Consider the following 14565-nt stretch of genomic DNA (forward strand, 5'->3'; position numbering starts at 1 on the left):
GATGAGCCCCCGAGCTGATCGTCCCATCACCGTCACGCGCAAGGTGCACCGCCGTCGTCGTCGAGCCCGGGCGCTCATGGCGATCACCGTGGTGGCGGCCGTGGTCGCGGCCACCGGCTACGGGGCGTGGCAGTTCATCGAGGAGAACGAGTATCTCCTCGACGAGCGCTGTCAGGTCACCCTCGGCGAGACCGAGCACCGCCTGACGCCCGCCCAGACCTACTCGGCCGCCCACCTCGCCGCCGGGGCCGCTGATCGCGACATGCCGGTGCAGGCGGCGACCCATGCCCTGGCCATCTCGCTGCAGGAGGCGCAGCTTGAGGACCACGCCGACCCGGAGGACGCCGAGCCGGCTGAGACGGACTCCTCGGAGGCCGAGGAGTCCGCCGAGGCCGAGGAGGACCAGGCCCCTGTGGAGCCCGTGCTCTTCGCCGGCGGAGGTGCGCAGTGGGACGCCGTGGAAGCCTCGAGCACCGTCCCGAGGACCTCGGCGGACTTCTACCAGGAGCTGTCCGACAGCAGCCGCGGGGAGGGAGAGGCCGAGCTGGAATGGTCCCCCGAGCTCGGCCTGGACGAGGCCGCCGAGGCGCTGAGCCGCCCGCACAATCCCACGTTCTACCCCCAGCACGGTGAGCTCGCCCGAGCCTTCGCCCGCCCGCTCACCGGGATGCAGCCGCTGGTGATGACCTGTCAGCTGAGCCAGATCGACGTGCCCGGACCTGACCCCCAGGGCCTGGCTGAGGAGCTGGGCGCCACGCTGCCGAACCTTCTCGGCGAGGACGCCGTCGCGGTGGAGGGATCCGGCGAGAGCGGAACGGTCACCGTGGGGATCGAAGACGTCGATGCCGAGGCCGGCGTGCATGATCCGGTCACCGAGGCGAGCTCCGAAGATCGCACCGATCCGCTGTGGCTGGTGGCCCACTGGGCCGTGGCGGCCGCGGAGACCTATGGCGTGCAGTCGGTGCATGCGGGGACCCACGAGTGGCAGCGCGACTCCGGCCGCTGGGAACGCGTGGAAGAGGCCAGCGATGAAGCGGTGGAGATCAGCTTCTCCCGCCCCTGAAACACGTTGAGCGGCGCATTCTCCGAGCAGTCGGGGGGCCTCTTCGGCCTTGACCAGTCGGAGAATCCGCCGCTCAGCGCGAGGGAGAGGAGGTTCAGACTCCCGGGTAGTGGCGCTCGGGCTCGCCGATGTAGAGCTGGCGGGGCCGGCCGATCTTGGTGGAGGGATCCTCGATCATCTCGCGCCACTGGGCGATCCAGCCGGGCAGCCGACCCAGTGCGAAGAGCACGGTGAACATCTTCTCCGGGAAGCCCATGGCCTTGTAGATCAGGCCGGTGTAGAAGTCCACGTTCGGGTAGAGCTTGCGCTCGATGAAGTAGTCATCCTCCAGCGCCTTCTGCTCCAGGCGCTGGGCGATGTCGAAGAGCTCGTCATCGCCGCCGAGCTTGGCCAGCAGGTCATCGGCGACGCCCTTGACCACGCGGGCGCGCGGATCGTAGTTCTTGTAGACACGGTGTCCGAAGCCCATGAGCCGGACGCCGTCCTCCTTGTTCTTGACCTTCTCCATGAAGGCCTCCGGGCTGACGTCACCGGACTGGATCTGGCGCAGCATCTTCAGCACGGCCTCGTTGGCGCCGCCATGGGCGGGGCCGTAGAGGGCGTTGATCCCGGCGGAGACCGAGGCGAAGAGGTTCGCCTGCGAGGAGCCGACCAGGCGCACTGTGGAGGTGGAGCAGTTCTGCTCGTGGTCCGCGTGCAGGATCAGCAGCATGTCCAGGGCCTTGACGATGTCCGGGTCCAGATCGTACTGCTCCGAGGGCACGCCGAAGCAGCCGCGGAGGAAGTTCTCCGTGAGCGTGAGGTTGTTGTCCGGGTAGAGCATCGGCTGACCGATGGACTTCTTGTACGCGTAGGACGCGATCGTGGGGACCTTCGCCAGCAGGCGGCGCGTGGATCGCTCCACGTGGTCGTTGTCGAAGGGGTCCAGCGAGTCCGGATAGTAGGTGGACAGCGCGGAGACCGCCGAGGAGAGCACCGGCATGGGGTGGGCGTCGCGGGGGAAGCCGCCGAAGAAGTCGCGGAGCTCCTCGTGCAGAAGCGTGTGACGTCGGGTCACCTGGTCGAACTCGGTCAGCTGCTCCTGGGTGGGCAGCTCGCCGTAGATCAGCAGGTAGGAGACCTCGAGGAAGCTGGAGTGCTCCGCCAGCTGTTCGATCGGGTAGCCGCGGTAGCGCAGGATTCCCTCATCGCCGTCGATGTAGGTGATCGCAGACTTCGCATTCGCCGTGTTCATGAATCCGGGGTCATAGGTGACAGCGCCGGTGGTTGCGCGCAGCGGCCCGATATCGAGGCCGTCATTGCCCTCGACCGAGGACAGCACCGGTAGTTCCAGATCGCCCCCCTGGTAGCTCAGGCGGGCAGGAGTCTGCTCAGTCATGGGTCTCCTTATCAGACACACTAGGGGGACATCATGACAAACCTACCGTGTGGTCACGGCCGGCTGCCAGTTGTGTCCTGGTTCACCACACGTCGTGCGGACTTCTGGGGTCACACGCTCTGATCAGCCGCGCAGGCGCTGCGCCGCCGCAGAGATCCGCTCGTCTGTGGCGGTCAGCGCCACCCGGATGTAGCCGTTGCCGCGCTCCCCGTAGAACACCCCGGGGCCGACCACGATTCCGCGTTCAGCCATCTGCTGCACGAGCGACCAGGTGTCCTCGGCCGTGGCCGGCCGTGCATCAGGCTGTGCGTCTGACTGCACGGCAGCCGGGGCCCTCCGGCACCAGAGGTAGAGCCCGGCCTGGGAGTCCTCGATCTGCAGCCCCGCGGCCTGCAGCGCCGGCACCATCAGCGCACGACGGCGGCGGTAGACCTCCCGCTGAGCGCTGACGTGGGCGTCGTCGTCCAGTGCCGCGGTCAGGGCCGCCTGGATCGGGGCCGGGACGATCATCCCGGCATGTTTGCGAGTGTTCACCAGTCCGGCGATCAGCTCGGGGCAGCCGGCGGCGAAGGCCGCCCGGTACCCGGCCAGATTGGACTGCTTCGAGACGGAGTACACGGCGAGCAGGCCGCGGTGATCGCTGGCCCCGGTGGCGGGGTCGGTGCCGCATACCCGAGGGTCCAGCAGCGAGGGGACATCGTCGTCCGCCACCTCCCAGGGCAGCTCGGCGTAACACTCGTCGGAGGCCACCACCGCGCCGATGCGGCGGCCAAGCTGCACCACGGAGCGCATCCACTCGACGCCGGCCACCGCTCCGGTGGGGTTCGAGGGCGAGTTGATCCAGATCAGCCTGACCCGCTGCAGGGTCTCCTCGTCCAGGCTGAACGGGTCATCGGTGGCGATCGGGGTGGCCCCGGCGATCTGGGCGCCGATGTCATAGGTCGGGTAGGCCACCAGCGGGCGCAGCACGACGTCGCCCGCGCCGGCCCCTGCGCGGGCGCCGAGGCCCAGCAGCGTGGGCAGCCAGGCGACCAGCTCCTTGGAGCCGACGGTGGGCAGGATGTTGATCGGATCAAGCCCCGCGACCCCGCGCCGGCGGGCGAACCAGCCGGCGATGGACTCGCGCAGCGCTGCGGTGCCGTGGGTGGTGGGATAGCCAGGTGCATCGGCGGCAGCGGCGAGGGCCTGCTGGATCACCTCGGGAGTGGGATCCACCGGGGTGCCGATGGAGAGGTTCACGACCCCGTCGGGGTGGGTCTGCGCCTGCTCCACATAGGGAGCCATCGCGTCCCAGGGATACTCAGGAAGAGTGAGCATTCAGGCCTCCGCCGAGATGGGTGGTGCCGTGGCTGACTCCGCCGGGGCGGCCGGTCCAGCGGCGGGCGCCACGGATTATCAAGCCGAGGATCAGTGCTCCTGCGGGGGCAGTGCGGCGACGATCTCGTGATCCTTGGGGATCAGCCCGACCTTCGCGGCGCCGCCGGGTGAGCCGACCTCGTCGAAGAACTCGACATTGGCCCGGTAGTACTCGGACCACTGCTCCGGGGTGTCATCCTCGTAGTAGATGGCCTCCACCGGGCAGACGGGCTCACAGGCTCCACAGTCCACACATTCATCGGGGTGGATGTAGAGCATCCGGTCACCCTCATAGATGCAGTCCACAGGACATTCATCGATGCAGGCCTTGTCCTTCAGATCCACGCAAGGAAGGGCGATGATGTACGTCATGGACTCCTCAGTCTTTCTACGAGTGCGTGTCTAGAGTCTACCGAGATGCGAAGCGGTCGCGCACAACGATCCACTTGACCAGGATCATGGCGAGCACGGTGACCAGCGCCGCGCCCAGCCACCAGATCAGCGAGGCCAGCGTGGGCCCGGGCAGCAGCGCCATGGCCTCCGGGCTGTAGGGCACCACGAGCTGATCAGGGCCGGGCCAGAGGTAGGCGATGGTGGCCACGGTGAAGGTGGACACGCCCATCACCATCGGCTCGACCAGGGAGCCGCTCTTCAGACCCGCCCAGAGCTGCGCCAGGAGGCACATGACCAGCGCTAGCAGCGCGCCCCAGGGGATCACGATGCCGGTCTCGGTGGGGCCGAGGACCAGGATGTTGCCGTGCAGGACGGTGCCCAGGATTCCGAGCACCACCCCGGCGGAGAAGCAGACTCCCAGCAGCACGGGGCTGCGGGAGGAGCTTCTCCGCGGGGGTGCGTCCTGAGGCGGCGCCCCCGAAGGGGCGGTCTCCTGCAGCGCGGACATTACTGGGACGCGCTCTTCTTCTTGCGCGAGTCACGCATGCGCTCGGAGGAGTTCAGGATCACCTTGCGGATGCGGATGGAGTGCGGGGTGACCTCCACGCACTCATCTTCATTGGCGAACTCGAGGGACTCCTCGAGGGTCAGCTTGGTCGGAGGGGTCAGCCCTTCGAAGGAGTCGGCAGCCGCTGCACGCATATTGGTGAGCTTCTTCTCCTTCGTGATGTTGACCTCCATGTCGTCGTGGCGCGCGTTCTCTCCGACGACCATGCCCTCGTAGACCTCTTCCTGGGGATCCACGAAGAAGGTGCCGCGCTCCTGGAGGTTGATCATGGCGAACGGGGTCGCCGTGCCGGTGCGGTCGGAGATCAGCGAGCCGGAGGTGCGGTACTCGATCAGGCCCTTCCAGGGCTCGTAGCCTGCGGCGTAGGAGGAGGCGATGCCGGCGCCGCGGGTGTCGGTGAGGAACTTGGTGCGGAAGCCGATGAGCCCGCGTGCAGGCACCATGAACTCCATGCGGATCCAGCCGGTGCCGTTGTTGGTCATCGTGGTCATGGTGCCCTTGCGGGAGGCCATGAGCTGGGTGATCGCGCCCATGAACTCCTCCGGGGAGTCCACGATCATGTTCTCCATCGGCTCGTGCAGCTTGCCGTCGATCTCGCGGGTCACCACCTGGGGCTTGCCCACGGTCAGCTCGAAGCCTTCGCGGCGCATCTGCTCCACCAGGATGGCGAGCGCGAGCTCGCCGCGGCCCTGGACCTCCCAGGTGTCGGGACGCTCGGTCGGGAACACCTTGAGCGAGACGTTGCCGATCAGTTCCTTGTCCAGGCGATCCTTGACCTGGCGCGCAGTGACCTTCGCACCCTTGACCCGACCGGCCATCGGCGAGGTGTTGATGCCGATGGTCATGGAGATCGCGGGATCGTCCACGGTGATGGTGGGCAGCGGCTTGGGGTTCTCCAGATCGGTGAGCGTCTCACCGATCATGATGTCGGAGATGCCGGCGACGGCGACGATCTCACCGGGTCCGGCCGAATCTGCGGAGACCCGCTCCAGGCCCTTGGTGGCCAGCAGCTCGGTGATCTTCACCGTCTTCATGGTGCCGTCCTTGCGGGCCCAGGCGACCTGCTGGTTCTTCTTCAGCGTGCCGTTGAAGATGCGCAGCAGGGCCAGGCGGCCCAGGAACGGGGAGGCGTCGAGGTTGGTGACGTGTGCCTGCAGGACCTCGTCGGCGTCATACTTCGGAGCCGGGACGTGCTCGAGGATGGTGTCGAACAGCGCCTCGAGATCCTCGCTGTCGGGCAGCCCACCGTCTTCGGGCTGGTTCTTCGAGGCCCGGCCGGCCTTGCCGGAGGCGAAGACCACGGGGACATCGAGCACGGAGTCCAGGTCGAGCTCAGGGTTCTCCTCGGCCACATCGGAGGCCAGTCCCAGCAGAAGGTCCATGGTGTCGGAGACCACGCCGTCGATGCGGGCGTCGGGGCGGTCGGTCTTGTTGACCACCAGGATCACCGGCAGCTGGGCGTTGAGCGCCTTGCGCAGCACGAAGCGGGTCTGCGGCAGCGGCCCTTCGGAGGCGTCCACGAGCAGGACCACGCCGTCGACCATGGACAGGCCGCGCTCGACCTCGCCGCCGAAGTCGGCGTGACCGGGGGTGTCGATGACGCTGATGGTGACCTCATCGGTGCCCGCCCGCTCTTTGGCGGAGGGACCGGAGTAGAACACCGTGGTGTTCTTGGCCAGGATCGTGATGCCCTTCTCCTTCTCGAGCTCACCGGAGTCCATGACTCGGTCCTCGAGATCGCCGTGGCCACCGACGGACTTGGTCTGGGTGAGCATGGCATCGACCAGCGTGGTCTTGCCGTGGTCGACGTGGGCGACGATGGCGACGTTGCGCAGATCCTGGCGCTCGTCAGTGCCTGCAAGTGCGCGAGCGGCGGCAGTGGTCATAAGTGGGGCAACGCCTTCCATAGAGGAGATGTGACTTCGTGGATCGGTGTCAGGTCCTGACTCGTCCGTGTCACGTCATGTTTCATCAGTGTTCAACAGTGTGGATTCGGGTGGGTCAGAGCGCACGCCAACGCGGCTGTGTCGCGACCACACCATTCAAGTGTACGGCCTCGGGGCCGCGAGCCCGGCAATGAGATGCATCACGGGGCTCGCGGACGGGGGCCCCGGGGCAGGTCCCCCGGGGCGAGCGGAGCTTTTCGCGGCACGTGGGCGGCGGCTTGCGGCGGCTGGGGGCTATGTCCCGGCGGGGATCACACGCTCATTCGGGCCGGCGTGATGGCAGGCGGCGGCCTGTGTGATCCGGCCCCGAGAGATGAGTTCCGGCTCATCGGTGGCGCACACCTCGGTGGCCTTCCAGCAGCGCGTGCGGAAGCGGCAGCCCGAGGGCGGGTTCGCCGGGTTCGGCGGATCGCCCTGAAGCACGATCTGCTGGCGCTGACCGCGCAGGGTCGGATCCGGCACCGGCACGGCGGAGAGCAGCGCCTGGGTGTAGGGATGCGCGGGCTCGGAGTAGATCTCCTCCTGCGTGCCCAGCTCGACGAGCTTGCCCAGGTACATCACGCCGACGCGGTCGGAGATGTGCCGCACCACGGAGAGATCGTGGGCGATGAAGATGTAGCTCAGCCCGAACTGCTTCTGCAGGTCATCGAGGAGGTTCATCACCTGCGCCTGGACGGAGACGTCCAGGGCGGAGACGGGCTCGTCGCAGATGATGACATCCGGGTTCAGCGCGAGTCCGCGAGCGATCCCGATCCGCTGGCGCTGTCCGCCGGAGAACTGGTGCGGGTACCTGTTGATGTGCTCCGGGTTCAGTCCGACCAGGGCGAGCAGCTCCTTGACCCGGTTGCGGATGCCCTGCTTGGGCTTCTCCTCCGGGTGCAGCCGGAACGGCTCGGCGATGATGTCACCCACGGACATGCGCGGGTTCAGCGAGGTGTAGGGGTCCTGGAAGATGATCTGGATCTTGCGGCGGAGCCGGCGCAGCTCGTCACCCTTGACGGAGAGGAAGTCCTCGCCGCGGAACCTCACCGATCCGGCGTCGGGCTCCTCCAGGCGCATGAGCAGCTTCGCCAGCGTGGACTTGCCGCAGCCGGACTCTCCCACGATGCCCAGGGTCTCGCCTTCGCGCAGGTTGAAGCTGACCCCGTCCACGGCCTTGACGGCGCCGACCTTGCGCTGAAAGACGATCCCCTGCGTGAGCGGGAAGTGTTTGACCAGGCCATCGACCTCGAGCACCGACTTCTTGTCGGCGAAGGGATCTGCCGGAGCAGGAACAGCGAGACTCATTCTGGTGCCTCCTCAGAGACTTCGATCATGCCCGCGCCGGTGGGCGACGGGCGACGTGTCCGCGTGGCGGTGCCCGCGTAGACGTCCTCGGCGTAGTGGCAGGCGGAGAGGTGTCCGGGGACGATCTGGCGCAGCTCCGGGCGCTCGGTGGTGCAGCGATCGGTGGCGAACTCGCAGCGCGGATTGAACGGGCAGCCCGAGGGCAGCTCGGTCAGCGAGGGGGGCAGACCTGGGATCGCGCGCAGGCGGCCTCCCTCGTCGTCGATCCGGGGGATCGAGGACAGCAGGCCCTTTGTGTAGGGGTGTCCGGTCCTGCCGTAGATCTCGAAGACATCGGCGGCCTCCATCACGCGGCCCGAGTACATCACCGCGATCTTGTCGGCGACGTCGGCCACGACTCCCAGATCGTGGGTGATCAGGATGAGCCCCATGTTGAACTCGTCCTGCAGGTCCTTGAGCAGCCGCATGACCTGGGCCTGGACGGTGACGTCCAGTGCCGTGGTGGGCTCGTCGGCGATCAGCACATCGGGATCCAGGGCGATGGCCATGGCGATCATGATGCGCTGGCGCATGCCCCCGGAGAACTGGTGGGGGTACTCCCCCGCGCGCTTCTCGGCGCCGGGGATGCCGACCCGCTGCATCATCTCCACCGCCTTGGCATTGGCCTCCCGGCGCTTCATGCCGCGGTGCACGCGGAACATCTCGGCGATCTGCCAGCCCACCGGCATGACCGGGTTCAGCGAGGACAGCGCGTCCTGGAAGATCATGGCGATCTTCCCGCCGCGCAGCAGGCGCCGGGACTCCTCGTTCATGCTCAGCAGGTCCTCGCCGCGATAGCGGATCTCCCCGCCGGCGATGCGCCCGGGCGGCATGTCCAGGATGCCCATGATGGTCTGGGCCGTCACGGACTTGCCCGATCCGGACTCGCCGAGGATCGCGAGGGTCTCCCCGGCGTGGAGGGTGAAGTTCAGGCCGTTGATGGCCTGGGCCACACCGGCCTTGGTGTGGAACTCCACCTGGAGGTCCTTGACCTCCAGCAGCGGGGCGTCGGTGGTGCCCGCGGAGACGCGGGCTGAGGTCTGGGATTCGGTCATGGTGTCCAGCCCTTCACTTCTTTGCTTTGGGGTCGATGGCATCGCGGATGACATCGCCCATGGTCATGAAGGCGAACACCGTGAGGCCCACGAAGATCACCGGGAACAGCAGCAGATGCGGCGCGACCTGCAGGAAGTCCTTCGCATCGGAGAGCTGCAGGCCCCAGGAGATGGAGGGCAGCTGCAGCCCCACGCCCAGGAAGGTCAGCGTCGCCTCGGCGCCGATGATGATGCCGGTGAACACGGTCGCGTAGCCGATGACCGGGCCCAGCGAGTTGGGCAGGATGTGCCGGCGCATGATCGTGATGGGACCGGCTCCCAGCGCTCGGGCCGCCAGCACGTACTCGGAGTGCGCCACGGAGATCACCGAGCCGCGCATCAGACGCGTCATCGTGGGCCACATGAAGACGATGAGCACCAGCGAGACTTCGCGCACGCCGCGGACGTCGGAGGGCAGCGCGTTCAGGAAGACCAGCGCACCCAGGATGTAGGGCACTGCGAAGACCATGTCGGTGATGCGGGAGAGGACGGCGTCCACCCAGCCCCCGAAGAAGCCGGCGACGAGGCCCACGGCCACGGCGATGATGAAGGTGCCGATGGCCACGATGAAGCCCACCGCGATCGAGTTCCGGGCTCCGTAGATCACCCTGCTGTAGTAGTCACAGCCCTGGATGTCGGTGCCGAACCAGTGTTCGCCGGAGGGATCCTGCCGACTGCGGCTGAGCAGGCACTCGCGCGGATCGTTGTTGGTGAACAGCTGCGGGAAGATCGCCATCGTCAGGAAGATCAGCAGCAGCGCGGCCGAGATGATGAACCAGGGGTTCTTGCGCAGCGACCGCCAGGCGTCGACCCAGAGGCTCGCCTCCTCGACCTTCTTCTCTCTGCCGTTCTCCGCTGCGGGTTCCAGCGTGGAGTCGATCGGTTCGGTGCGTGCTTCAGCCTTGAACATCTCACTCATAGCGGATCCTTGGGTCGAGAAGGCCATAGATGAGATCCACGATGAGGTTGATGACCACGAAGAAGATCACAAAGAGGGTCACGACGCCGACGACGACGGTGCCCTCCTGGCCGAGGATGGAACGGTAGACCTGCTCGCCGAGTCCGGGCAGGTTGAAGATCGTCTCCACCACGATGGAGCCGCCCAGCATGCTGGCGAGGTCGGCACCGATGAAGGTGACCGCGGGGATGAGCGAGTTCCGCAGCCCGTGTCGCCCGATCACCCGGCTGCGCTTCATCCCCTTGGCGGTGGCGGTGCGCACATAGTCGGACTTCAGCGAGTCCAGCAGCTCTCCGCGGACCAGCCGCGCGAGGATGCCGGTGGAGACCGAGGCCATGGTCAGCGCGGGAAGGACATAGCTGGCGATCCCGTCATTGGCGCCGGCGATGGGAAAGAGCCCCAGGTTCAGACCGAAGACCAGCTGCAGCAGGAACCCGATGACCAGGGTGGGCAGCGCGACCATGGCCACGGTGGAGACCTGCACGAAGCGGTCGAAGAAGCGATCGCGGTACAGCGCGGCGAGGATGCCGGCGATGATGCCCATGACGCCCTGGATGATGAAGGTCACCAGCGCGAGCGTGGCGGTGACCGGCAGCCGCTGGGTGATGATGTCCGTGACCGGTCGTCCGTTGAAGGTGGTGCCGAAGTCGGCGGCGGTGATGATGCCCCAGACGTATTTGGCGTACTGGACCATGAAGGGGTCATCGAGGTTGTACTGCTCCCGGAGCGTCTCCCGGACGGCGTCGCTCATCGGCCGATCACCGGCCAGGGCCCGGATCGGGTCCCCCGGGATGGCGAAGACCAGCGCGTACACGATCAGTGTGGCGATCAGGATGACGGGTATGAACTGGAGCAGACGCCGAATGATATAGCGGGTCATTGCTGTCCTTGTGAGGTGCGGGCGGCGGCGCGGTCTGCGCCGAACGTCAGTCCCGAGGGAGAGGTCTTCTCCACACCGGGTCGACGCCGCGATCAATGATAGGGACTCGGGCTGGTTTCCCTGAATCCTGCGGCGGGGGCAGACCAAGGGCGCGACCTGTGCGTCTTCTGCACGGGCCGCGCCCCTGGTCCGGGGAGGATTACTCCTCGGTCACCACGACCTGCTCGAGGTGGGTGAAGGTGGCCTGGTCCATGAAGAGGGACTCGCCGTCGATCCGGTCGCTGTGGACCGTCAGGTAGTTCGTGAACCACAGCGGGATGACGGGCATGTCCTCCAGGAGGATGGCCTCGGCGTCGGTGTAGAGCCCTGCCGCCGTGTCGGGATCAGTCTCGGCGTTGGCCTCGTTGATCAGCTCATCGAACTCCTCGTTGGAGTAGTCCGCGTAGTTCGAGGACGCACCGGTGGAGTAGATCGGCTCCATCGCGTACTGCGCGCTGGGGTAGGACAGAGTCCAGCCCAGACGGTACGGTCCGGTGATCTCCTGCTCGTCGTGGAGACCCAGGTACTGTGCGAATTCCAGGGACTCGAAGGTGATGTCCTCGATGCCGAGGTTCTGCTCCCACTGGTTGGCCACTGCTGCCACCCAGTCCTCGTGGCCTGCGCCGGAGTTGAAGTAGACGGTCAGCTCGCTGGGGCCGCCGGCCTCCTCGTAGAGATCGGCCGCAGCCTCGGGATCGAACTGGCAGAACTCACAGCTGTTCTCGTTGCCCTCGATCAGATCCGGCGGAATGATGTTCTCCGCAGGAGTCTGGGCGCCGTCGAAGATCGCGTCGATGATCGACTCACGATCGATGGCCATGGAGAGTGCGTGGCGGACATCGACGTCGTCGAACTCCTCCTGGTAGAGCGGGAAGCCCAGGTAGGTGAAGGAGGAGGTGTCGAAGTCGGTGTAGTTCTCACCGAAGTCCGCCTCCACCGTGCTGCGACGGTTCGGCGGGGCCGCGTCGAGGATGTCGAGGCTGCCGGACTGGACGTCCAGGTAGGCGGTCTCGATCTCCGAGTAGATGCGCCATTCGATGCGCTCGGGCAGGCCCGGCTCCTCGCCGGCCCAGTCCTCGTAGCGGTTCACGGCGATCTGCACGTCGTGCTCCCACTCGCCGTCCATCTGGTAGCGGCCGTTGCCGACCGGCGCCTGCTCGAAGGCTTCGATGTCGTCATAGGCGACCGAGGGCATCGGGTAGAACGCGGTGTAGGTGAGCATGTCAGGCAGCGGGGAGAAGGGCTCGGTGAGCTCGATCTCGAGGGTGTAGTCGTCGACTGCGCGCACGCCCTCCATCTCCTCGGCATCTCCGTCGACGACCTCCTGGTAGCCCAGGAAGTTGTCGAAGAAGTTGGCGCTCTGCTGTGCGTTGTCGGGATCGACCACCCAGTTATAGGTGTCCACGAAGGTCTGCGCGGTGATCTCTTCGCCGTCGTGGAAGGTCCAGTCCTCACCCAGGGTGAAGGTCCAGGTGACGTTGTCCTCGGTCTCCCAGGACTCCGCCACGCCCGCCTTGGGCTCGTAGGTCTCGAAATCCGTCTGGGTCAGGCCGGTGAACAGGGACCCGAGGACCCAGGATCCGCAGACCTCGGTGGAGTTCGCCGGCACCAGGAACTGCGGTTCGCAGTTGTAGGCCGAGACGGTGCCGCCGCCTTCGACGGCCTGTGCGGCGTCGCCGTTGTCGCCGCCGTCTCCGCCATCATCGCCGCCGCCGCAGGCTGACAGCACCAGGGCTGCCGCCGCGGTGACCGCGACCGCGCCCGTCGCGCGAGAGCGACGGGAAGTGTGATTCACGTGCATATTCGGTTTCTCCTCGAAAGATGCGAGCTTCATGGGCACATCGATGATCCGTACGAGAGTGTTGTATGGGTCACCAGTGGCAGTGAGCCTAGCAGTGAGAATTTCCAGCTGGAGTTCAGGTTCCGTTCACCTGTCCATGGTTTGTCATGGAACCTTCCAGACAAGCATCTTCGGGTGCCCGCCGCCGCACTGCGCGCCCTCCCGAGGCTGAAGGCGCTCAGCAGCCCGTGTAACAATCGCCCGCCGAGGTCCGCCCGAGGTCCCTCCCCCGGTATCTCGGTGAGCGGCGCCCGCGGCAGCCGCTGACCGCCGAGCTGCCCGGGCCGACTGTGAGCTGCGACACACAAACAGGTGAAACATGCAAGTAACAGCACCCCTGGACGAAAGTTACTACTGCGTACCTGGCGGCCGTCCGCGAATAAGTCTGATTGTTACGCGTGCTCCCGGCGGGCAGGAGGCAGGGCAGGACACTGGGCTGGAACACCGAGGCTCAGCGACGCCAGGATGCCTCCGGGTCAGAGGTCTCGCCCCTGGTCACGCGCAGCGCCTGGCCCTGGGCCACGAGCGCCTCATACTTCTTGGACTTCTTCTCTGCGGTCTTCATCTCGCGCGGCGGCAGCATGATGGTGCGCTCGGCCTCGATGCCGCTCTGCAGCTGGCGTCCACGCTCGAGCTCGGAATCGAACTCGGCGCCGAGCAGGAGCACCAGGTTCATGATGTAGATCCAGATCAGGAAGATGATGACGCCGGCGAGCGTGCCGTAGGTCGCCGAGTAGTTGCTGAAGTTGCTCACGTAGAACGCCACGCCCAGTGTCGCGAGGATCATGACCACGATGGCGAGCAGCGCCCCTCCGGAGATCCAGCGGACTCCCGGCTGGCTCAGGTTTGGAGTCGCGTAGTAGAGCAGCGCGATGCAGAGCACGACGACCAGGAGCAGGACCGGGTATTTCGCCCAGTTGAAGATCGTCACGGCGGTGCTTCCCAGCCCCACGGTGTTCCCGACAGCCTCAGCGAGGCCGCCTGAGACGACGAGAAGGACGGCGGAGACGGCCACCAGCACGATCAGCACAGCGGTGATCAGGTAGAACAGCGGCCGAAGCTTCAGGATGGAACGACCCTCCTCGACCTCGTAGATCCGGTTCATGGACCGGGAGAAGGCGTTGACATAGTTCGACGCCGTCCACAGCGCGGTCAGGATGCCCAGTGCCAGCCCGAGGCCGGCTCCCTGTGCGGAGGTCACGGCGTCCAGCACCGGCTGCAGGGTGTCCATCGTGCTGGGTTCGACGAGTTCCGAGAGCGTGTCCTCGAGGAAGTTGGCCTGCCCCACGAGCGAGAGCAGCGAGACCAGGGCGATCAGGGCGGGGAAGATCGAGAGCACCGTGTAATAGGTGAGTCCTGCGGCCAGATCGGTGCAGCCGTCGCGGGCGAACTCCGCGATCGTCCGCTTCATGGAGTACTTCAAGGTCTTCCCGGTCAGCTTCACCGGGGATTTCAGCTTCCTGCGCCTTCTGCCGTGTGCTCCGCCGGTGATCTCGGCGTAGTCCTCGCGCTGCCGGTTCTTGACCATATAGGGCTGGTCTGCGGCAGCGGCGATCGTGCCGACCTGCAGCTGGTCGGTGTAGGTGGCCGCCGACCCGGGCGAGCCGTGATCTTCGATCGGGTGCCGACGGTCGCGGTGCGCTCTCAGGGCGCCTTCGACACGGTCAGCTCTGTCGGATCGGTCTGGTTGTCCCTGCGGGTCGGAATGCTCGTTCATGTACACA

The 14565-nt window shown here is 66.5% G+C and carries 12 protein-coding genes; 1 reads left to right on the top strand and 11 read right to left on the bottom strand.

What is annotated here, in order from left to right; translation table 11 throughout:
• The first annotated feature begins 1 nt into the window (after nucleotide 1).
• On the top strand, nucleotides 2–1063 hold the full coding sequence (locus H4W27_RS08130; protein WP_192595483.1) for a hypothetical protein: 1062 nt from the start codon (nucleotides 2–4) through the stop codon (nucleotides 1061–1063).
• 94 nt (nucleotides 1064–1157) lie between these two features.
• Here the strand turns inward: H4W27_RS08130 and H4W27_RS08135 are convergent, their stop codons facing one another.
• The 11 genes from H4W27_RS08135 to H4W27_RS08185 form a co-directional block, all read right to left on the bottom strand.
• The gene (locus tag H4W27_RS08135) at nucleotides 1158–2441 is read right to left on the bottom strand and encodes a citrate synthase (protein WP_192595484.1); all 1284 of its coding nucleotides are present in this window, start codon (nucleotides 2439–2441) and stop codon (nucleotides 1158–1160) included.
• A gap of 123 nt (nucleotides 2442–2564) precedes the next feature.
• Entirely contained in the window at nucleotides 2565–3758 is a 1194-nt protein-coding gene (gene dapC / locus H4W27_RS08140; protein ID WP_192595485.1) for a succinyldiaminopimelate transaminase, read from the bottom strand.
• A gap of 90 nt (nucleotides 3759–3848) precedes the next feature.
• Nucleotides 3849–4169 carry a ferredoxin gene (fdxA, locus tag H4W27_RS08145; RefSeq protein ID WP_192595486.1) on the bottom strand — a complete coding sequence of 107 codons (321 nt, stop codon included), beginning with the start codon at nucleotides 4167–4169 and terminating at the stop codon, nucleotides 3849–3851.
• A 37-nt stretch (nucleotides 4170–4206) separates the two neighbouring features.
• On the bottom strand, nucleotides 4207–4698 hold the full coding sequence (locus tag H4W27_RS08150; protein ID WP_192595487.1) for a hypothetical protein: 492 nt from the start codon (nucleotides 4696–4698) through the stop codon (nucleotides 4207–4209).
• Nucleotides 4698–6644 (bottom strand): translational GTPase TypA, encoded by a 1947-nt coding sequence (typA, locus tag H4W27_RS08155; protein WP_192595488.1) that lies wholly within the window; start codon nucleotides 6642–6644, stop codon nucleotides 4698–4700. The genes H4W27_RS08150 and typA overlap by 1 nt, the downstream gene beginning before the upstream one ends.
• 294 nt (nucleotides 6645–6938) lie before the next feature.
• Complete coding sequence (locus H4W27_RS08160) at nucleotides 6939–7991, bottom strand: ABC transporter ATP-binding protein (protein WP_192595489.1); 1053 nt, start codon at nucleotides 7989–7991, stop codon at nucleotides 6939–6941.
• Entirely contained in the window at nucleotides 7988–9085 is a 1098-nt protein-coding gene (locus tag H4W27_RS08165) for an ABC transporter ATP-binding protein (RefSeq protein WP_192595490.1), read from the bottom strand. The genes H4W27_RS08160 and H4W27_RS08165 overlap by 4 nt, the downstream gene beginning before the upstream one ends.
• 13 nt (nucleotides 9086–9098) lie before the next feature.
• Nucleotides 9099–10043: an ABC transporter permease gene (locus H4W27_RS08170; RefSeq protein WP_225939053.1), complete on the bottom strand. Its 945-nt coding sequence runs from the start codon at nucleotides 10041–10043 to the stop codon at nucleotides 9099–9101.
• A complete protein-coding gene (locus tag H4W27_RS08175) occupies nucleotides 10036–10962 on the bottom strand; it encodes an ABC transporter permease (RefSeq protein WP_192595492.1) in 927 nt (308 codons plus the stop codon). The genes H4W27_RS08170 and H4W27_RS08175 overlap by 8 nt, the downstream gene beginning before the upstream one ends.
• 199 nt (nucleotides 10963–11161) lie before the next feature.
• Nucleotides 11162–12796: a peptide ABC transporter substrate-binding protein gene (locus H4W27_RS08180; protein ID WP_192595493.1), complete on the bottom strand. Its 1635-nt coding sequence runs from the start codon at nucleotides 12794–12796 to the stop codon at nucleotides 11162–11164.
• Between the two features lie 496 nt (nucleotides 12797–13292).
• Nucleotides 13293–14558, bottom strand: a complete 1266-nt coding sequence (locus tag H4W27_RS08185) for a YihY/virulence factor BrkB family protein (RefSeq protein WP_225939055.1) — start codon at nucleotides 14556–14558, stop codon at nucleotides 13293–13295.
• Nucleotides 14559–14565 lie beyond the last annotated feature (7 nt).

It is taken from the genome of Nesterenkonia lutea (assembly GCF_014873955.1).
GTDB classification, from domain to species: domain Bacteria; phylum Actinomycetota; class Actinomycetes; order Actinomycetales; family Micrococcaceae; genus Nesterenkonia; species Nesterenkonia lutea.

Excerpts from the sequence above, each read along its gene's own strand:
- H4W27_RS08135 (WP_192595484.1), bottom strand. The coding sequence starts at position 2,441 with ATGACTGAGCAGACTCCTGCCCGCCTGAGCTACCAGGGGGGCGATCTG.
- typA (WP_192595488.1), bottom strand. The coding sequence starts at position 6,644 with ATGACCACTGCCGCCGCTCGCGCACTTGCAGGCACTGACGAGCGCCAG.
- H4W27_RS08150 (WP_192595487.1), bottom strand. The coding sequence starts at position 4,698 with ATGTCCGCGCTGCAGGAGACCGCCCCTTCGGGGGCGCCGCCTCAGGAC.
- H4W27_RS08185 (WP_225939055.1), bottom strand. The coding sequence starts at position 14,558 with ATGAACGAGCATTCCGACCCGCAGGGACAACCAGACCGATCCGACAGA.
- H4W27_RS08130 (WP_192595483.1), top strand. The coding sequence starts at position 2 with ATGAGCCCCCGAGCTGATCGTCCCATCACCGTCACGCGCAAGGTGCAC.
- H4W27_RS08165 (WP_192595490.1), bottom strand. The coding sequence starts at position 9,085 with ATGACCGAATCCCAGACCTCAGCCCGCGTCTCCGCGGGCACCACCGAC.
- H4W27_RS08160 (WP_192595489.1), bottom strand. The coding sequence starts at position 7,991 with ATGAGTCTCGCTGTTCCTGCTCCGGCAGATCCCTTCGCCGACAAGAAG.
- H4W27_RS08175 (WP_192595492.1), bottom strand. The coding sequence starts at position 10,962 with ATGACCCGCTATATCATTCGGCGTCTGCTCCAGTTCATACCCGTCATC.
- dapC (WP_192595485.1), bottom strand. The coding sequence starts at position 3,758 with ATGCTCACTCTTCCTGAGTATCCCTGGGACGCGATGGCTCCCTATGTG.
- H4W27_RS08170 (WP_225939053.1), bottom strand. The coding sequence starts at position 10,043 with ATGAGTGAGATGTTCAAGGCTGAAGCACGCACCGAACCGATCGACTCC.
- fdxA (WP_192595486.1), bottom strand. The coding sequence starts at position 4,169 with ATGACGTACATCATCGCCCTTCCTTGCGTGGATCTGAAGGACAAGGCC.